This is a genomic window from Cereibacter johrii (assembly GCF_001720585.1).
Lineage (GTDB): Bacteria > Pseudomonadota > Alphaproteobacteria > Rhodobacterales > Rhodobacteraceae > Cereibacter_A > Cereibacter_A johrii.
The window spans coordinates 17,945-34,850 of the sequence record NZ_MABH01000137.1 but is presented as its reverse complement, the minus strand read 5'-3'; the positions used below and the strand labels follow the sequence as shown (position 1 = coordinate 34,850).

The 16,906-nt window shown below is 66.4% G+C and carries 18 protein-coding genes, 1 tRNA gene and 2 pseudogenes; 5 read left to right on the top strand and 16 right to left on the bottom strand.

Annotation, left to right across the window (positions count from 1 at the left end):
* Positions 1–21 precede the first annotated feature (21 nt).
* Positions 22–225, top strand: a complete 204-nt coding sequence (locus A9O63_RS11545) for a hypothetical protein (protein WP_069332072.1) — start codon at positions 22–24, stop codon at positions 223–225.
* Here A9O63_RS11545 and A9O63_RS23560 read toward each other — a convergent pair.
* From A9O63_RS23560 to A9O63_RS11500, 9 genes and pseudogenes are all read right to left on the bottom strand, one after another.
* Complete coding sequence (locus A9O63_RS23560; protein ID WP_268874930.1) at positions 207–335, bottom strand: hypothetical protein; 129 nt, start codon at positions 333–335, stop codon at positions 207–209. The two genes, A9O63_RS11545 and A9O63_RS23560, sit on opposite strands and share 19 nt — an antisense overlap.
* Entirely contained in the window at positions 317–784 is a 468-nt protein-coding gene (locus A9O63_RS22840; protein ID WP_141703084.1) for a site-specific integrase, read from the bottom strand. The genes A9O63_RS23560 and A9O63_RS22840 overlap by 19 nt, the downstream gene beginning before the upstream one ends.
* A 126-nt stretch (positions 785–910) precedes the next feature.
* Positions 911–1,246, bottom strand: a complete 336-nt coding sequence (locus tag A9O63_RS11530; protein ID WP_235836968.1) for an integrase — start codon at positions 1,244–1,246, stop codon at positions 911–913.
* Between the two features lie 12 nt (positions 1,247–1,258).
* The gene (locus A9O63_RS11525) at positions 1,259–1,453 is read right to left on the bottom strand and encodes a DUF6538 domain-containing protein (RefSeq protein ID WP_069332069.1); all 195 of its coding nucleotides are present in this window, start codon (positions 1,451–1,453) and stop codon (positions 1,259–1,261) included.
* Positions 1,454–1,771: 318 nt separating this feature from the next.
* Positions 1,772–2,320, bottom strand: a complete 549-nt coding sequence (locus tag A9O63_RS22835; RefSeq protein WP_141703083.1) for a GNAT family N-acetyltransferase — start codon at positions 2,318–2,320, stop codon at positions 1,772–1,774.
* A gap of 4 nt (positions 2,321–2,324) precedes the next feature.
* Positions 2,325–3,278, bottom strand: a complete 954-nt coding sequence (locus tag A9O63_RS11515; RefSeq protein ID WP_141703082.1) for an arginase family protein — start codon at positions 3,276–3,278, stop codon at positions 2,325–2,327.
* A 132-nt stretch (positions 3,279–3,410) separates the two neighbouring features.
* Entirely contained in the window at positions 3,411–4,145 is a 735-nt protein-coding gene (locus tag A9O63_RS23555) for a 2OG-Fe(II) oxygenase (protein ID WP_268874929.1), read from the bottom strand.
* A gap of 112 nt (positions 4,146–4,257) precedes the next feature.
* A pseudogene (locus A9O63_RS23385) lies at positions 4,258–5,889 on the bottom strand (phage tail protein); the annotation flags it as partial.
* Positions 5,890–5,993: 104 nt separating this feature from the next.
* Positions 5,994–6,413, bottom strand: a complete 420-nt coding sequence (locus A9O63_RS11500) for an acyl-CoA transferase (protein WP_069332086.1) — start codon at positions 6,411–6,413, stop codon at positions 5,994–5,996.
* A gap of 112 nt (positions 6,414–6,525) precedes the next feature.
* On the opposite strand from A9O63_RS11500, the gene A9O63_RS22830 reads away from it, so the two are divergent.
* Both A9O63_RS22830 and A9O63_RS22825 read left to right on the top strand, forming a co-directional pair.
* The gene (locus A9O63_RS22830; RefSeq protein WP_141703081.1) at positions 6,526–7,512 is read left to right on the top strand and encodes a serine protease family protein; all 987 of its coding nucleotides are present in this window, start codon (positions 6,526–6,528) and stop codon (positions 7,510–7,512) included.
* Between the two features lie 9 nt (positions 7,513–7,521).
* Positions 7,522–7,881 (top strand): Pepco domain-containing protein, encoded by a 360-nt coding sequence (locus A9O63_RS22825; RefSeq protein ID WP_141703080.1) that lies wholly within the window; start codon positions 7,522–7,524, stop codon positions 7,879–7,881.
* A 26-nt stretch (positions 7,882–7,907) separates the two neighbouring features.
* Here A9O63_RS22825 and A9O63_RS11495 read toward each other — a convergent pair whose 3' ends face one another.
* The 3 genes and pseudogenes from A9O63_RS11495 to A9O63_RS22085 form a co-directional block, all read right to left on the bottom strand.
* The gene (locus A9O63_RS11495) at positions 7,908–8,540 is read right to left on the bottom strand and encodes a DUF6441 family protein (protein WP_069332065.1); all 633 of its coding nucleotides are present in this window, start codon (positions 8,538–8,540) and stop codon (positions 7,908–7,910) included.
* 146 nt (positions 8,541–8,686) lie between these two features.
* Positions 8,687–10,198: a phage portal protein gene (locus A9O63_RS11490; protein ID WP_069332064.1), complete on the bottom strand. Its 1,512-nt coding sequence runs from the start codon at positions 10,196–10,198 to the stop codon at positions 8,687–8,689.
* Between the two features lie 31 nt (positions 10,199–10,229).
* Positions 10,230–10,631, bottom strand: a pseudogene (locus A9O63_RS22085) (terminase gpA endonuclease subunit); the annotation flags it as partial.
* Between A9O63_RS22085 and A9O63_RS11485 the strand changes: the two are divergent.
* Positions 10,622–11,185, top strand: coding sequence for a restriction endonuclease subunit S domain-containing protein (locus tag A9O63_RS11485; RefSeq protein WP_069332063.1), 564 nt, complete (start codon positions 10,622–10,624; stop codon positions 11,183–11,185). The pseudogene A9O63_RS22085 and the gene A9O63_RS11485 sit on opposite strands and share 10 nt — an antisense overlap.
* Positions 11,182–11,772, top strand: coding sequence for a hypothetical protein (locus A9O63_RS11480; RefSeq protein ID WP_069332062.1), 591 nt, complete (start codon positions 11,182–11,184; stop codon positions 11,770–11,772). The genes A9O63_RS11485 and A9O63_RS11480 overlap by 4 nt, the downstream gene beginning before the upstream one ends.
* A gap of 283 nt (positions 11,773–12,055) precedes the next feature.
* On the opposite strand, the gene A9O63_RS11475 is transcribed toward A9O63_RS11480, so the two are convergent.
* From A9O63_RS11475 to A9O63_RS11460, 4 genes are all read right to left on the bottom strand, one after another.
* Positions 12,056–12,145 (bottom strand) — tRNA-Ser (locus A9O63_RS11475).
* 1,052 nt (positions 12,146–13,197) lie between these two features.
* Entirely contained in the window at positions 13,198–13,644 is a 447-nt protein-coding gene (locus A9O63_RS11470; RefSeq protein ID WP_069332061.1) for an EF-hand domain-containing protein, read from the bottom strand.
* A 603-nt stretch (positions 13,645–14,247) separates the two neighbouring features.
* Positions 14,248–15,210 carry a ChuX/HutX family heme-like substrate-binding protein gene (locus tag A9O63_RS11465; protein WP_069332060.1) on the bottom strand — a complete coding sequence of 321 codons (963 nt, stop codon included), beginning with the start codon at positions 15,208–15,210 and terminating at the stop codon, positions 14,248–14,250.
* Positions 15,211–15,295: 85 nt separating this feature from the next.
* Positions 15,296–16,891 (bottom strand): M10 family metallopeptidase, encoded by a 1,596-nt coding sequence (locus A9O63_RS11460; RefSeq protein WP_069332059.1) that lies wholly within the window; start codon positions 16,889–16,891, stop codon positions 15,296–15,298.
* Positions 16,892–16,906 lie beyond the last annotated feature (15 nt).

The window sequence follows — 16,906 nt, the reverse complement described above, 5'->3', positions numbered from 1 at the left end:
GATCGTGTGGGAGGCCCGCATATGAGAGAGGGTCCGAGCCTAGAGCGCCTGATCGCGGCGCGGGCGGCTATCGCCGAGCTGGTCGCCGAGACTGATCTCGCGATCCCGCTTTTCGAGCGGCTGGACGAGCTGGTTCAGGAGGCCGAGGCCGCTCAGGCGGCCGTCGATCCCATCGAGCGGGCGCAGGCGGTGGCTCGCGCCAGGGCTCAGAGCGCAATCGCCTGAAGGAGCCTGTGGGCATATTCGAGGCTCGCGCCCGAGCCATAGCGTTGCCGGTTCAGGGTATGGCCGAAGAGGTCGCGCCTGATCCGCTCGTCTATCTCGGCCGAGAGCATCCGATCCTCGAAGGAGTGCCGCAGGCAGTAGAGCGTGTGCTGATCCGTTTCCAGAAGCCCGTTCTCGCGCATGAACTTGTTGGCGGCGGCCGGACGTTCGGCGAGCCACGGTAGCGCGGAAAGCCATTCGGGCCCACGAGCGGGATCATCCGCCTCGAATACTGGCTCTTGAGAGCGCGCCCCACGGGCTGGATGCTGATGTGGGGAACGTCGCCGTCGAGCCGGATATGCTCGGGCAGGAGCCCGGCCCCCTCGCTGGGGCGATAGCCCGTGTTCACCATGCCGAGAAGCAGGCACCGCGCCTCGAGGTTCAGCCCGTCGAGCGCCCCAGGAGCCAGCAGCTTCTCCCTGATCCATTTGTCCGAGAAGGGCGGGCGGGTGCGCTTCTCGCCGTTCTTGAGCGGAATGCCTTCCATCGGGATCACGAGGCCCAGGCGCTTGGCCTTCACGACGGTCTTGATCGTGTCGGAGAAGTGCGTGAAGTCCTTGTTCGCCGAGTTGGGCGTCAGATCCTCCAGCTCGATCTTCTCCTCCCACCACGCGCGCCAATCGAGCAGGTCGTCGGGGCTGATCTCCTAGATGGGCTTGTCGCCAATGACCTTCACGAAGTTGGCGATGGCCTTCTTGCGCGGGTTCTTCCAACGCCTGATCTGATCCTCGTCCTTGCCCCGCGTCCGGTCCTTCTCGGCGATCTGCCAGAACAGCTCGAGCGCGCGGGTGACGGTGATCTTCGGCGGCTCGACCATGCCCAGCACGGCCGCCGCCTCGATCCTGTCGGTCTGGCCCGGCTTCACCTTCTCGACATAGGCATCGCGCTTCATCAGCTCCGGCACCGGAAGCCGCGCCACCTTGTCATAGGAGAGGAAGCGCATCCCGCGCTTCGCGGCCAGCTCGCGCGCCGCCTCGAACATTTGCTCCGCGTCCTAGGTGTCGCCCGCGAGCTTGGCCTCCCAGGCCTCCATCATGGATTGCCAGATTTCCGGGGCCTTCGCGGCGGCCACTGTCGTGTCGCCCGTGTGCAGGGAAATCCAGACATAATCGTGCGGCTCGATGCTTTTGAACCGGCGCGGCACGCGCTTGCGCATGTGGATCGTGTTGTTGCGGCGGGTGGGGCTCATCCCCGGGAATTGACCATTTCCGGCAGACTCTGCCACGCCCTTTCGTGCTGCAATCTGAGCGGCATTTTGTGCAGCATCTTGTGCAGCAAAATCGGGCCTTGGCGGGCTTTTACGAGGTGCCATGTCAGTTATTACCGAGTGAACAGTAACTTGGCGGAATGGCAGGTTGGGAAAATTGGCGGAGGGGATGGGCCTGATATTCAACCTTCTCCACCTAAACCGCTGAGCCGATTTCAGTTGTGTCGCGTCGCAATGCCGTCAGGAGTGCCAACGTCGCGGAGGAGTGTGAGGCGAATGATCGGCTCCGAAATGAGGCTGTCAGAAGAGATAGCCGAGCAGGTCGATCTCACCCCGTGGGAACGGCTTGTCACACAGCGCCTTGGCCATGAACGTCCCTGAAAAATCGCGGCGCTGCATGCTGTGGCTCGCGCGTTCGTCGATCGCGAGCCACGTCACCATCGCTGGCTCAACGGCGCTATAGCCGTTGCGCAAATAGAGATCGGCGCGGTCAGTGAACAGGATGAGGTGTTCCGTCTGCCCACGCCGCGCGAGGTCTTCCGCAAATGCCAGCAGCATGCTTCCCCGGCCGACTCGGCAATGATCAGGATGGACACAGAGATCGACGATGCCGGTGACCCGAGTGACCGTCTCGCCTACCCTGATGACGCGATGGTCGAGACCCGCATGTTCAATGAGCCTCCTCTTTCTCCACAATAGCAGGCGTAAATGGGGAACTTGTTTGTAGTAGCTGCGCCCTCCGAACGTTTTGGGGAAGCATTGATCAAGCGGATACGCGATCTGTTTCTCTAAAGAGCGTCTTAAACCGATTTCAAGTACTCGCTCGATCGTGTCGCCATGAGCGGTCATAGGCTTAGGTTCCCAACAGCTCGATCACCTCGAGCGCGGCTTTTGTCGTGGCCGGGCTCCCTCCTCCGGCTTCGACAACGGAACAGCTGTGAATCCTTGCCTCACTCATTATCTTTGCGAGCTTATGAAGCAACGCGTCGAGCGTCCAGCCTTCGCCAATTGGGCTGGACACTGCCGGTGCCAAGCGTGCATCGAGTACGTCGAGATCGACGGCGAGATCGGTGTAGGCGTCATCGCTCCAATCGGCGGGCCGCCAGGCCTCGTCGGTCGCAGTGCAGTGAATCGGAAGACCGTCATCTAGTGCCGCCCGAAGAGGCTCATCGCCGTCCCGCCGCCCGATGAGGACAGCGCGGTCGATGCATCCACGCTGAAGCAAATCAGCCAGAAAACTGGCGTGGTTGATATGGTCGGGCGGGCAATCCGAACGATATCCGTAAAGATCGTGGTGTGCGTCGACGTGGACGTACTGCACAGCTTGGCCCGGCAATGCGGATTTGACGGTGCGCAGCATCGACCAAGTTGCGCGGTGGTCACCGCCGATGATGCCGAGCCGCAGGTCGAGCTCGGCGGCGAGATCGACCAGACCTTCGATATCTTCGTGACCGCGCATCGAAGGAGCGTCATCCGGCAAGACGCCGATGACCGGGATGGTTTCAGGGCTCGCAGCAGCGAGGATGTCCGCGAGGCCTACGGCCGTCGAGTGAGCCAGGCGGACAAGATTGGTGTAGGGCAGCCCTAGCCAGAGGACGCGAGGAAGCGGCGCGCTCAGCAATGTACCGAACGGCCGTTCTGCTGCTCGCTCGGGGAACTGCTCCTCGAAATAGATCCGCGCACGCCTCGGAATGCGAAAGCGGCCTCGCCCGACATCAACAATCCCTGCGAGGAAAAGACGCTCAACCTGCCAAGCCGGAAAGCCGGCGGCAGCGAGGCTGGCCCACGGCTTCCAGGCTCGAGACAACGTCGCAAGGATAGCAAGTCCGGAGGCAGCGCCCGTGCTTCACATGCCCCATATCGAAGAGAGCCGTCCGCCGCCAAGTCGATTCGCGGGGTGAGCCGAACGTCCAGCATCGTGGGAGCACATCTCGTCACCCTAGATCAGCCAGCCGGAGAAGGCGATGCGCGCACTTTTCGCCTTTCCAAACGGTACGCGATTGATCCAGTGCGTCGTCGTTGCAGAGGGAACGAAAATCACGCTTCTGTTCGGTCGTGGGGCGATGCAAGCCGGCGCCTCACTGCCGCCGAACATCAGGGACCCCTCGCTTGACCCTTCACCGGTGAAATAGAGCAGGATCGTCAGCCTGTAGGCGCTTTCTCCCCCATGGGCGGTATGTCGTGCCAGGCGGCAGCCCGGTGTGAAGGCGGTCAGCGAGAAGTTTGTCCTTTCGAAGGGGCCGATCAGATGTTTGATTGCCTCTCGCCACGCGGCGAGGGCGACTTCTTCAATGCTGCGAACGAGGCCGCTCTCATCGCGATCAGCGTGGAGTTGGTGATAGAGGTAGGTGAACACATCGCCGCTGCCTTCGTCCACGCGGTCGACAAGTGCTGCAATCTGGTGAAGACGATCGCCCGTTGCGAGCGACAAATTGCGGGACGTTCCCGGTCCCTTCACCCTTGTGTTCCAGCCAATCCCGCCGCGCCACGATGCGAGCACACGTGCGTCAAGGTCTTCGAAGATCGGCCGCGGCAGGAGGTCGTCCGCGAGGGCGAACCCATCACGCTTTAGAGCCGCACGGATGTCGTCAATCGAATGCATGGCCGAGCCGATGTTGACGACGGTGGTCGATCCGGACGCGCCACCGATGCCGAGGTTCACGGTCTTGGTCACGCCCGTCGTCGTAGCGTCGGTGCCCATGCCATAGGTCGCGGTCGTCGTCGCTGTGCCGATGGTGGCGCTGGCCGCCGAAACCGTGACGGTGCCCGAGGCGGTCAGCGTGCTGGAGCGTGGCCGTGGCGGGCGTGCCGCGGCCGAGGCGGTTCGAGAGCTGGAAGATGCGGAGGACGAGCGTCTGACCGGGCCCGAGCGGCGCACCCCAGTCGGCGATCTGCTGCGCGCCGCTGTAGAGGACGGAGCTCGTGCCCGTGATCAGCGTGCGCCGGACGGCAGCGCCGTCGAGGATCTCGACCTCATAGGCCTCGATCTCCTCGCCCAGCGGCACCTCGACCTGTTCCCAGGCATCGGCGACGAGCGCGCGGGACCGCCGCACCCAGCGGATCGTCAGATCGCCCGGGCTGCGCGCCTGCCGCCACGGCTGCTCGACATGGACCGGCGCGAAGGGCACGAGTCCGCGCCCGCCCGGCGTGAAGGCGAGTGCGGTGTAGCTCTCGCCCATCACGGGCCGCGCGGCCGGTCCCACGCGCCAGTTCCAGGGACGGCCGATGTCCGCCTCGGCGATGGTCAGCGGGGCGAGCGCGCCATCGAGCACCACCACCCGTGCGCCGGCCGGCGCCGGATCGGCCATGGCGGCTTCGGTCTCGCGCTGGCCGCGCAGCAGGCGGCCGAGGCGGTAACGGCCCGGCGCGATCAGCTCGGCGGCGCCCGCCTGCAGGATCTCCCAGACCCCCGGCGCGCTCTCGACCGCCAGCGCATTCGCCCCGTCGAAGAGCGCGAGGTCAGTGACGCTCGCGAGCGTGCCCTAGGCGAGGTCGAGGATGAGCTGGTTGCCGAGATTGAAGCGCGAGGTCGGCCCCGACCAGAGGTCGAAGGCGAGCCGGCCGATCCGGGCGCGGCTTTCGAGGCTGGTGAGGAGCTGGAACCCGTCCGTGCCGGGGCTGCGCAGCACCGCGATCTCGCCCGGCCAGGGTGCGGCGTGGGCCGCGACCAGCGGCCGGTGCGCGGGCACCGTCTCGGCCAATTGCGGCAGGTCGAGCATCACCACCTCCGGCGCGCCGAAGACCACCGGGCGGGTCAGCGAGGCGGCCCGCGGCTCGCCCGAGGGCAGGTCGAAGGCGGCGCGATCCTGGCGCACCGCCTCGATGCCGCGCGCGTCGGCATCGGCGACGGAGACGAGGCGCAGCTCCACCTCCCGGCCGTCATGCGCAAGCCCGACCACGTCGCCCGGATCGAGCGCCAGCCGCGAGGGCGGCAGGCGGAAGGTGGCACTCTCGCGCCCGACCCAGGCTTCCATCAGCGCGCGGCGGCAACGGCGCTCGGCCTCCTCGGGCGGCACCGCCACGGGGAAGCTCTCGGAGGCGATGCGGGTCGTGTCGACGGTGATGCGGCGGGCTTCGACCAGCGCCGCGTCGTAATCCTCGTCGGCCCGCGCCACCTGCCACTTCAGCGCCTGCGGCAGTTCCGTCTCCTGCGCGCGGGTCAGCTCGAGAATGTCGCCCTCGCGCGCCACGACAAGGTCGTCGTGGGCCAGGGTCAGGCTGGCGGCCTGACCGCGCATGACGAAGCGGATCACCCCCTCGCTCTCGACGGCGTCAAAGCCGAAGTGGCGGGCGAGCGTGGCGATCGAGGCGCGCGGGCTCTCCAGCGCGCCGATGACGAGGCCTTCGACGGCGCCTCGGAGACCCGAGATGTCGATCAGCGCCTCCGGCAGGCCGGCGCGTCGGCAGTGCATCCTGACCGACGGGCGGGACATTGCCGCAGTGATGATCGTCTCTGGAGTGGCCACCGAATATTGCCGCCACTCACGCGGTCACTACGGGTCCTGCTGACCCGTCAGCCGGCTCACGTCAGCGGATCGGCCGTGAAGTAGTGCAGGACGACCGGGATCACGGCTGCCTTCAGGCTTGCCGCGCCCTCGACCGGCAGATCGACCGGGCGCGGCGCTTCCGCCTCGTCCCAATCGCAGAGCCCGCCCAGCGTGCGGTCGGTGGCGAGGGCCGCGCCGATGCTGGCGCAGAGCGTGTCGAAGGCGGCGTCACGGTTGCCGCCCTGGACGACCGCCTCGATCTCGGCGCGGTGCTGGTAGTGGTAGCGCAGCGGCGACAGCGTGACCTCCGGCTCCCCCGGTTCGCCATCGCGCAGGATCAGCATGCCTGCGGGAGGCACGCGCTCGGGCAGCGCATCGCCACGCAGGGCGGTGGCGGGAAGAGCCGAGAGCCGCGCATGCAGCGCGGCGAGGATGGTTTCGCGAGGGGTGGGCATGAAGTGCACTGAGTTTGATTGACAGGGCCAGGGTGTATGCTTGTTCGGCTGGGACGACTGAGGCAGAGTATTACCAACGCATTAGCCCACGCATCAGCGGAGACGTCATTCGATGCCTCTTACATTGGAAGTAATGCTTCAAGTTCTGCCCCTTGGCCTGCCACCCTGGGAACCAAGAACTGAGTCAGAAGGCCGAAAGGCGGAATTCCTCAGAGCACGAGATGGCGGCGACGGACCTTATACTAGGGGTTATTTCTGGCAGAAGCATCTTACCGAGCGGCTGCGCAAAGCCCGAAGTTGGATGTCGGATTCACTTACGGCGTTGGCTTACCCAGATCCACTCTTGCAGCAGGCCGTTGGCTACATCGAGTTTGATGCTTCATTCCATGATGATGAGGCAATTCGCAGGGCGTCTCGTGGGACCGGGTACTTCTTTGGAGCAGTCCTTTTCGATCATAGAGGCGGTGGCGATGGCATAGGGCCGCAGAGTCGCGACATTGGACAGATCGATGATGCATCACGCGGAATTCCTGCCGCTCGACTTGCTGCCGCGGATATTCCCCACGCTCCTCATCCCGCAGGTGCGACGGCGACTTGCTGGGCCGCAAAAAAAGGCGATGGCGGCTTCATCCGCTACATAATTACTGCGAAGCATGCGGTGACGGGTCTTGGCCGTGGGCAAAGGGTGGCGATGGCTGGTGGTGGATTTGGTACGCTTGTCGACTTCTGCGACAGCTCGGTTGATGCTGCGTTGGTTGAACCTCACAGCGGGTCGACCAACGCAGTAAATTTGCCGATGGACGTTGATCCTGCTGTTGGGTTGGGCATCAGTTTCACTGGTTCCGGCAGCCCACAGCGTTCTGGGAGGATCACGAAGACTTGGATTCACCCAACGGATTCCGATCCCTATGATCCCCAGAGGGTACTTTTTGACGTAACCGGCATAGGCGGTGACAGCGGCGCGCTCGTTCGGCTGGATTCCACCGGAGAAGCGGTCGGCATTTACACCGGGATCAAGACTGGACGCTCGTCTCAGATGGGCATGTCCCAAGCAATGTGGCAAGCCACTGACCTGTTAGACGTCGAACTGTATGAATGAGGAGGCGAAATGGGCGAACCGACATTCTACGTCATAGAGGCGGCACCCACCCAAGATGAAACTGGCGATGTCGCGAGCGTACCTGGTAGGAGCACGGAATTGCATAGCCTTAGGCGCTGGTTTGCGCCCAAGGCGAAGGAGGTCTCCACCGACAGACTTCTTGAGAGCTTCGAAAAAACCCAAGCGGCAATCGATGCCATGCTCGCTAAACTGGAATCAGGAGATCAGCGTGGGTACCGCCTCGATGAATTCGAAGTTAGTCTGGCAGTTTCGGGTGAGGGAACGATTGGAATTGTAACCGCGTCTGCAGAGGCTGGCGTTGTCTTGAAGTTCAAGCGAGCCGAGGCGTCAGGCAGGACGACAAGTTAATTGCCGAGGCAATAAGGCGCTGGGACTCATCGGAACTGCCCCTCCAGCCAGTTCGCTACGATCAGACCCGGCACACTGTCCAGCGCCCGGTCTGCATCCCGCGCCAGATCCAGTCGCTTCGGCAGCTTGACCTGCGGCACCAGCAGGAAGATCGGCGCGGTGACCTTACCGCGCCCGGTCTTCGAGCGCGACACCACCGCCTGGCCCTTCGTGTTCAGCCGCCCGTCAGCCACCAGCAGGCTCGGCCCCCGACGGCGGTAGATGAACCGCAGGCGCAGGCCGGTGCGGCGCTCCCATTCGCTGGGGGTAATCCGGCCGCCGCGCAGGGACTTGCCCACGGCGAGCGTGGGGATCGCCAGCCAGAAGCCGTTCTTCGAGCGGATGAGCGGGCCGGTGTCGTGCGCGCCGACGATGACCGGGGCGTTGGACCAGACCACGGCCGCCGCGTTCAGGCTGGGCGTGGCTTTGGGGAACTGCGCCGACCGGATGGTGCGCGCGAGACGCGCCCCAAGCCCCGCGCCGGTGATCTGCAGCCGCCACGCCGCCTTCAGCCCCGTCTCGGCCTCGCGGATCGCGGCGGACACCGCGCGTTCGCCCGCTGCAACCTCGGCCGCCATCATAGCGACGATGTCGGGATCGATGTCGAGCTTGAGCTTCATCGCGGTCACGCCGGGCGCAGGTCGACGGTCCAGACCAGCCGCTCGCGGTCGCGGACCGGTTCGCCCTGAATGCGGGCAGAATGGGCGCGCGCCGCAGCTGCATCGGCAGGGCGACCGGAGGCGCCATGATCGTGTCGGGCATGGCCCTATTTCTCCTCTGCGTCGGATGGGGGTTCGACCGTGTCGCTGGCCGGATCCTTGGTCTGCGCGCTGCCGGTCTTGGTGACGCGGCGCGGGTCGCTGTCGAGCACGAGGCCGAGGCCGTCGAGCTTGGCATTGGTCGCGGCGATATCCGCCAGCACCGCATCCGGGTTGTGGCCCTGCCGGGCGATGGCCTGCGCCAGCGTCATGGTGCCAGTCCGGATCGCCAGCAGATCGGCCATCGCATCCTTGTAGGGATCGACCGCGTCGAACTTCGGCGGCGACCACTCCACCGGGACATCCGGCGTCGGGATCTGGCCTGCCGCCCATGCGGCCTCGGTGAACCAGCGCCAGACCGGGGCGCAGAGCATCGGGATGAAGAGCTGCCATTGCACGGCATCGATCATGCGGCGGAACTCGACGAGGCCCGCCCGGATCGATGAGTAGTTGACCTGGCTGAGATCGCCGGTCAGCAGCTCGTAGGGCACCCGGAACCCGGCCGAGATCGTGTGCAGGCTCGCGCGCTTGTATTCGCCATAGCCGCCGGTGGCGGAGGGCTGGTTGAAGCGGATGTCCATGCCGCCGCGCGCATAGGTGATCAGCCCCGGCTCGAACTGCTCGACCCGATTGCCGTCGGCGTCGACCACCGAGGGCGCGATGCCCTGCTGCGCCTCGTCGTCGCCGAACACGATGGCGGTGACGCAGGCCTCGGTCTTCTTGCGGACCAGTTCGGCGACCTCGTAGTCGTCGAGATCGCGCAAGCTGCGGATCACCGGCGCGCCCCAAGGCACGCCGCGTGCCTGCGTGCGCTGCTTCTCGTAGACATGGGCGATCTCGGTCGCGGGGACCGGGCGGCTTTGCAACCCGTTCTGCAACGCGCCGTAGGCGTCGCCCGGATGCTCGGCGTGCAGCCAGTAGGCCCGGCGCTTGCCGACCGGGTCGAACTCGATACCCTGCACGAGGCGTCCCGCGCCGAGGACGCCGGATTTGGTGGCGTCGAGGAAGTCGGCCTCCAGCACCTGCAATTGCAGCGGAAGCGGCAGACCGTCCGTGGATCGTCGCAGCCTTCGACGGACCAGGACTTCGCCCGCCTCGACCATCTCGCGGCAGATCAGCGTCTGCAGCCCGTAGAAGTCGAGCTGGCCATCCGCGTCGCACTCCGCCGTCCAGCCCTCGAACAGGGCATCGACCTTGCGGTCCAGTTTGTCGTCGCCACTCGCGGCGCGCGGCATGATGCCTGCGCCGATGATGTTGTTGACGAGCACCGCGACGGCCTTGGCCGCGTGCGGGTTGTTGCGCACCAGATCGCGCATCCGGCCGCGAAGAAGCGCCCCGGCCACGCCGATCTCAGTGTCGGCCGAGGATCCCGGCGCGCGCCAGCCCTCCGTCCGCCGCTCGCGTGCGGCACCATCGTAACCGCGCGTCAGGGTCTCGAAGGCCTGACGCGCCATCACGCGGCGGGCCGCCATGCGCGGCGCCACCGTGGCGATGGCGTGATCGAACCAGGTCGCCGACATCAGCGATCCCCGCGCGAGAAGCCCGCGAGCCCCGGCAGTCCAAGGCCTCGTTCCGCTCGCGCAGCTTCTGCCAATCGAGCTTCGCGAAGCCGCGCTTGGTGCGAACCGTCACAAGCTGTTCGGCCACGACCTGCTTCAGCCACTCACTTTCCACCCATGTCGGCAGGTGGATCGTTCCGGGTGGGAAGGCCGCACCCTCGGCGCGTTCCTCGGTCGTCGGCCGCTCCAGCCGAAGCAAGCGATAGGTCTCGGCCTTGAAAGTCGACACCGCCACGGTCCAGAGCCGTGCCCCGCGGCGCAGGCGTTTGCCGTTCTCCGTCGCATCCACGAAGGTCGGACCTGACACCGGACTCGAGCGGCTGAACCCTTCGACACCCTTGACTGGCGACACCTGCGCGAACCCCTGCGCCCGCGACCAGGAATATGGCCGAGGTCGCGCCGCTGGTGCGCCGAGAGGTCGAGATCGAAGCCACCCGGGAATACACGGAGATAGGCGTCCGCAGTTTCTACAACGGAATATTCCACCGCCGAACGATGCCCGGTTCTGAGTTCAGCTGGCAGAGCCTGTTTTGGGTGAAAGAGGGCGATCTGGTCTTCAGCAATCTCATGGCCTGGGAAAAAGCTATTGCTGTTGCGGAAGCGCATGACGAGGGCACAGCTGGAAACCACCGCATGTTAACTTGCGAGGTCAATCCGAAGTTGGCGACGCCGGGCTTTCTGATGGCCTATTTCAGAACGTTCGAGGGCTTCTCGAGCATCGTTGGGCACTCGCCCGGCACGATCGCCCGCAACAAGACGCTGTCATCCCAAAAGCTTCCGACGATAGAGGTGCCGACGCCGCCGGTGGAGACCCAGAAGTGGTTCGACCGCCTGCAGGCAAAAGCGCAGGAAGCCCGCACCATCCGCGCCAACACCGCGCAGGATGTGAAGACTCTTATCCCGGCCATGCTGCACGAGATCTTCAACGGTGGGGCGAAGGCAGCATGACGGTGGGCCGGGACGATCAGCCCGTTCTGCTATCGGACCTTTCGGATCTGGACTTCGTCCGTCATCTGCTGGCCGACCTTCATGACGACCAGCCAGGGGAGGTCGACCGTTTCCGGATGCTGTCCGATCTGGGCGGCCAGATGGGGCGATCCGGAACAATGATTGTCGGTGGCCATGCGGCCTATCACGCTTGGGTCGAAGCGCGCTCGTCGTTCGTGCATGGCAACTATGTGGCGACGATTCTGCTATGTCAGGGGCTCGTGGAGCATCTGCTGGCGGCATATCTTCACGCCGGGCTTCTGGTCGATGACATTCCGGATCGCATCCCGTTCGCCGACACCCTCCGCCGCTGCCGAGCGCGCGAGGTAGTCTCCGATGAAGACGTCACCGACCTCCGCCGCATGATGGCGCTGCGAAATCCGCTGTCGCATTTCCGGCACGTAAATGACGCCGGCAATCTCGACCGCCGCTCGATCGATACCAGCCAGCACGCCGCCGACCTGATCCGCCACGACGCCACCTTCGCCATCGGCCTCGCCGTCAGGATACTGTCCAATCCCGTCTTCCGCCTTGGACCGACCGCCTGAGCCAGGCGCCGCGCCGCGATTATGGTTCGACCACGGTTCCATCCCGCAAATGCCCCTCTTGTCGAAGTGCTCAGCCGGGTCGGAGAATAATCGATATCTGCCAATGCCTTGCAAAAATTTACCAATTCGCGCAGTCAACAGGTCTGGAGAATTTCGGCCCTGAGAGACCGCTTCCGGGACTCTTGGCGCGTAGGCCGGTTAACAGCCCCTCCCGCACAACCCTCAAAAACAACGAAAAAATCCGGCCGACGCCATGCGCAGAGAAACAGTTCCCAAGGTCAAGTGGCGGAGCGAGAGGGATTCGAACCCTCGAGACGGTTCCCCGCCTACACACTTTCCAGGCGTGCGCCTTCGACCACTCGGCCACCGCTCCGTAGGCCGCTTCTTAGCGTGCGGCATGAGGGACGGCAAGGGCCAGCGGTGGAGAGCCGAGGTATCTTCTGAGGCCTCCGAACATGTGCGTCATGATGAAGCGGCACAGGAGGCGATTTGTATCCAGCTAGCCGATCTGCACAGGTCAAGCCGCCTCGCGGCAATGCTTCGGCGGTGCTTCCTGTCCAGCGTCTGACGCGGGCAGCGATGATGGAAGGCGATCCAGTCGCCGATGGCGCGGGCTTCGTGCTGGGGGCTATAGAAGCGTGGGCGATGAAGGCAGGGTTCCCTCAGCGTCCGGATCGCGTGTTCCTCGCCCAATTCTCGGGAGCGGAGAGGGATGACGAACCGTTGCTCCAGGCAATGGCTGCGAACGACGTCCGTGGATCGTCGGGGGATGAAGACCAGTCCGCTGCACCGTGTTCCTGGTGAAGCTCGGACAGCCAGCCGATCGTGCAATCGCCGAAGGACGAGCCCCTGCTCGATCCCGCCTTGATCGGCGAGGCGTGGATCGATCTTCTGCGCAGCTCCCGTCCTCTTGTCGCATCCGGTCTGCCACGGCACGCCGAACCGCCCGCAGAGGTTGGTCGGGGGCACCAGGAACCTATCTGCAACGCGCGTCCTTGGGACCGTGTGAACCGCCCCCGCTGCTCGACCTGCCCCAAAAGTTGGAAACTCTGCGGGCGGATCATGGACCGCGAACGGAGGAATGAGCTCTTCGCCTCCCTGACTCTGCCAAAGACCGCTTGAGGCCTGAATGCGGGCCCCCGTCCCTTCGGCTGTGGCGATAGCAGTTGCTTCAAGGGTTTGACGTCGACCCTGGGCGGATGCATCGGAGGGCGGCGCCGGCCAGCGGCCCAGCCACCGCGGCTGTCACCTCGGCGGCACCATCGACGGGGCGAACGCGAGGCTCGGTCCCGACGAAGCGGAGGTGGCTGCACCTCCGCATTCCGCACCCGCACGTCGAACGACAGGCGATCTTCGAATTGTCCCGCCTGTTCCGACCGATCCGGCCCCGACGCCGGGCGCAGACCGGCCTTCGAGGCGGCCGGATCACCGTCTGCCCCGGCCGAAGTCTGCGGAGGTCAAAGCCCCGTCACCATCCCGGTCGCGCCAGGCGAACCAGGATCCGGTGCTTCCGACGAACTCCTCCCGGCTCACCCGGCCATCGCCGTCGCGGTCGAGGCGGACGGGACCGCCGGTGCCCGCCGCTCCGGAAGCGCCGGCCCGGAACGGTCTTCCCGTCGCGGCGCGGTTGGCCTCCTGCATCGCGGCACGCATGGCCCCCATGTCGGCCAGTTCCTGCGGTCCGAGCGCCCCGTCGCCATCGCTGTCGAAGGCATCGAACAGGTCGACCCTGCGGCTCCGCGCCTCCTCGAGCGTGACGCGGCCGTCGCCATCCGCATCCCACTGCTCGAGAAACATTGCGCCGGGGGTCTGGGCGGCGGCCCCCGTGACCTGCAGCATGAAGACCAGCGCCATCGCATATCGTCCAGACATGACCGAACTCCTCGTTACATGGCCCTTGAACGTCGTGCCGCCGCTCTTCCGTCGGACATCCGGAAGCGGCACGGGGCTGATCCGGCTCCCCACCGTCACATGCGGCCCGGCGCTGAGGGCGCGCGCGGTCCGTTCTCTCAGCCTCGACGGCCGAACGCGCGGCGCGCCGAACCATGGCCGCCCTGGCCCGCGGCCCCTCGGCCTCGCCCTTTCGTGACCCCGCTTCAGGCCCGTGTCGAGGAAATGGGGCAGCTTCCGGTCTCCCGCGTGCTGCCGGAACCGGCCCTGCGCGATCCTTGTTCCGATCAAGTCCGGCGCGCCCTGAGCTCGCGCCCGGCGCAGGAGTTCCCATGCCGAGACCCGTCAGCCTCGCCTCAACGCTCGCGATCCGGAGGCCGCGGGCTTCGCGGGCGTGCCCGAGGCGATGCTGAGGAGCCTGCCGCCCGGTCCGGTGCCGCCTCAGGCAGAGGCGATTCTGGCGCCGCTTCTGGAGAGGGCAGCCCTCACCCAGGCCATCAACGAAGCCTGGGCGATGATCGCGCTCCTGACGCTGGCGGTGCTTCTCTGTGTGCCCGTCGCGCGGGCGAGATCGGGCCGCGCCCGTCACGCCGCCGAGAGCGCCGCCAAGACGTTCTCCCACCCCGCGCCGCCGGTGACGGTCAGGATGAGGCTTCCGTCCGCGTCATAGGCCTCGACCGACAGGGCGCCCTCGGGACCCCGGTCGGTGAGGAAGACCCGCACCAGACGATCCGTCCGCAGATGGAGGTTGTAGGCCGGATCCATCACATTGATCCAGTAGCCCGCCGGCAGGATGCGCGCGACCTGCCCCCGGAAGACCTGAAGGCAGCCCGCCGTCCCGCCGCGGATCTCGAGCGGCACGGCGGCGGCCGCCGAACGTTCCAGAAGCTCCGTCATCGCCTCGGGCCGCAGGCTGCGCACCTCGGGCAGCGCCGCCAGAAGGTCGGGCGCCCTCTGCCCCTCGGCGGCGAGGCGCGCGGCGAAGAGGTCCGCCGGCATCTGGCGCCAGCCCGCCGGATCGGCCGCAGGTCCGGGCGGCAGGTCAGCCACGGCGGTGAAGGGCACGGCATCCATCTGCTCGGCCAGACGCAGCTCCGCCACCAGACGGTCGAAGGCCTCGGGCCGGCTCTCGGCGACGAGGTGGATCTTGTGCACCGCCTCGCCTGCCGCATCGAACACCTGCACCGACCGCTTGGTGCCCTTTGCGGTCGGCTCGGTCACGGCGAAGGCATGGACCCAGTGGCGCGGATCGATCAGCATCTCGATGCCTTCTCCCACAAGCCTCAGCCGCCCCGCCTCCTCGGCCAGAGGCCCGTAGAGCCCTTCGCGCTCCTGCACGGCCGAGCGGTTGCGGGTGAGCGCCAGCGCCGGGCCCAGCCCCCGGGCCAGCGGCAGAAGGCGCCGCGGATCTGCCGCGACGGCCACCACCTCGGGCCCCGTGAAGGCCGCCACCAGCGCCGCTTCCGGGATCCCGTGGCTCTCGGCGAAGTCGCGGGCACGAGACCGGGGCTGGGCGGCACGGGCGGCGCGGATCTCGGCTGGGGTCATCGGCGGGCTCCTCTGGACGCTGCGCCCATGGTTGCCGCGCCTCCCGCCGCAGCCAAGGGCGCAAAATGCCGCCGCCGCCTTCCGATCAGATCACGAGGAAATCGCCGGCGGTCAGGGCCAGCTCCGGCGCCACCAGAGCGAAGCGCACGGCGGCGGCAGAACCCGTCCCGTCGCGGTCATACCAGAGGGCCCCCGTGTCGGTCTCGTAGAGGATGCGGTCGAGCGCGTCGAGCGCCCGCCCCTCCGCATTGGCCGCAAAGGCCGCTTCGGCCAGAGCGCCCCGCGGCAGCGCCCGGAAGATGGCGTCGTCGAGACGGATCGTGTCGTCGGCCACCGAGAAATCCATGATCCGGTCGATGTTGCCGCGGCCGAGTCCGGTCGCGAAGACGAAGCTGTCGGCGCCGGCCCCGCCGGTCAGGCGATTGGCCGCCCCATTGCCCGTGATCACGTTGGCAAGCCCGTTGCCCGTGCCGCTGATGGCCCGTCCGCCCGCCAGGGTCAGATTCTCGACATTGGCCGGAAGGGCGCAGCTTGCCGTCGAGATCACCCGGTCGATCCCCTGCCCCGCAAGCTCCACGATCCGGTCGAGGCCGTCGCTGTGGTAGACGTCGTTGCCCGCCCCGCCGCGCATGATGTCCGAGCCCCCGCCGCCGGTCAGGACGTTGGCCGCGCCGTTGCCGATGAGGCGGTCGTTGCCGCTGCCGCCCCGCGCGGCCTCGATCACCGTGCCCGGCGCGATCGAGAGATTGCCCTTCGCGCCGTAGATGCCCGAGATCGCGCCCGGCCGCAGGTCGATGAGCTGCGGAGCCTGCACCGACCGCAGATCGAGCACATCCCACCCGCCCTGGTCGAAGATCGTCCAGGCGACGGGATCGCCGGTCATGTCCGCCGCGCGGTCATACATGCCGCCCGCCGTCGAGCCGTCGCCATAGACCGTGTTGCCCGCCCGCAGGCCGCCCGGCGTGCCATAGAGCGTCTGGATCGCCAGAATGTCCGCGATCATCGGCGTCACCACGAACGCCTTGTCGGCGTCGATGTAGCTGTTCTCGGTCTGACTGAAATAGGACATGACGCTGGCCTGCCAGCTGTCGTTCAGAAAGAGCGCGTCGCTCGCATAGTCGGCCGAGCCGTTGTAGTTGCCGGCATGGCCGAGGCCCAGCGCATGGCCGATCTCGTGAATGAAGGTCTGCAGGCTGTAGCTGTTCAGGTCGGTCCCGTAATCCGCGAGCCAGTCGCGGCCGACATTCACGTTTGCCTTGATCAGCCACCCGCCCGACAGGGTGGATGTGGAGTGAGCCCCGCTCTCCCTGTCGTCGATCACGATATGAACCGTCGCCCCGAAACGGGGGGCCGTGTTGAATTTCAGCCCCGTCACATCCGCCCAGGTGTCGAGCGCGGCCCGTGCCAGGCGCTGGCCATCGGCCGTCAGACCCGACAGGTTCACGTTCAGCGTGTCCCCCGGCTCCACGTCGAAGCGGCGGGGGGCATATCCCCCCGCCTCCCAATAGCCGCTGACGAGCTGGTCCGCGATCTCGCGCATCGTGGCCACCGTCGGTTCTGCGGCAAGCCGGTTCTGCCCGGTCGTCTGCAAGGCCGCTGCCTCGGCGCGTCCGCCGCGGTCCGTCAGGGAGGTGGCGGGCCCTTGCCCGGCGAAAGTGGGGAAAAGCGACGAAAGGAACATGCGATAATCCTTAAG

Coding starts and splice junctions, on each gene's coding strand:
- A9O63_RS11460 (WP_069332059.1), bottom strand. CDS start 16,891: ATGTTCCTTTCGTCGCTTTTCCCCACTTTCGCCGGGCAAGGGCCCGCC.
- A9O63_RS11545 (WP_069332072.1), top strand. CDS start 22: ATGAGAGAGGGTCCGAGCCTAGAGCGCCTGATCGCGGCGCGGGCGGCT.
- A9O63_RS11465 (WP_069332060.1), bottom strand. CDS start 15,210: ATGACCCCAGCCGAGATCCGCGCCGCCCGTGCCGCCCAGCCCCGGTCT.
- A9O63_RS22825 (WP_141703080.1), top strand. CDS start 7,522: ATGGGCGAACCGACATTCTACGTCATAGAGGCGGCACCCACCCAAGAT.
- A9O63_RS11525 (WP_069332069.1), bottom strand. CDS start 1,453: ATGAGCCCCACCCGCCGCAACAACACGATCCACATGCGCAAGCGCGTG.
- A9O63_RS22830 (WP_141703081.1), top strand. CDS start 6,526: ATGCCTCTTACATTGGAAGTAATGCTTCAAGTTCTGCCCCTTGGCCTG.
- A9O63_RS11500 (WP_069332086.1), bottom strand. CDS start 6,413: ATGCCCACCCCTCGCGAAACCATCCTCGCCGCGCTGCATGCGCGGCTC.
- A9O63_RS11490 (WP_069332064.1), bottom strand. CDS start 10,198: ATGTCGGCGACCTGGTTCGATCACGCCATCGCCACGGTGGCGCCGCGC.
- A9O63_RS11530 (WP_235836968.1), bottom strand. CDS start 1,246: ATGTTCGAGGCGGCGCGCGAGCTGGCCGCGAAGCGCGGGATGCGCTTC.
- A9O63_RS23560 (WP_268874930.1), bottom strand. CDS start 335: ATGCTCTCGGCCGAGATAGACGAGCGGATCAGGCGCGACCTCTTCGGC.
- A9O63_RS22835 (WP_141703083.1), bottom strand. CDS start 2,320: ATGACCGCTCATGGCGACACGATCGAGCGAGTACTTGAAATCGGTTTA.
- A9O63_RS11480 (WP_069332062.1), top strand. CDS start 11,182: ATGACGGTGGGCCGGGACGATCAGCCCGTTCTGCTATCGGACCTTTCG.
- A9O63_RS11470 (WP_069332061.1), bottom strand. CDS start 13,644: ATGTCTGGACGATATGCGATGGCGCTGGTCTTCATGCTGCAGGTCACG.
- A9O63_RS11485 (WP_069332063.1), top strand. CDS start 10,622: ATGGCCGAGGTCGCGCCGCTGGTGCGCCGAGAGGTCGAGATCGAAGCC.
- A9O63_RS11495 (WP_069332065.1), bottom strand. CDS start 8,540: ATGAAGCTCAAGCTCGACATCGATCCCGACATCGTCGCTATGATGGCG.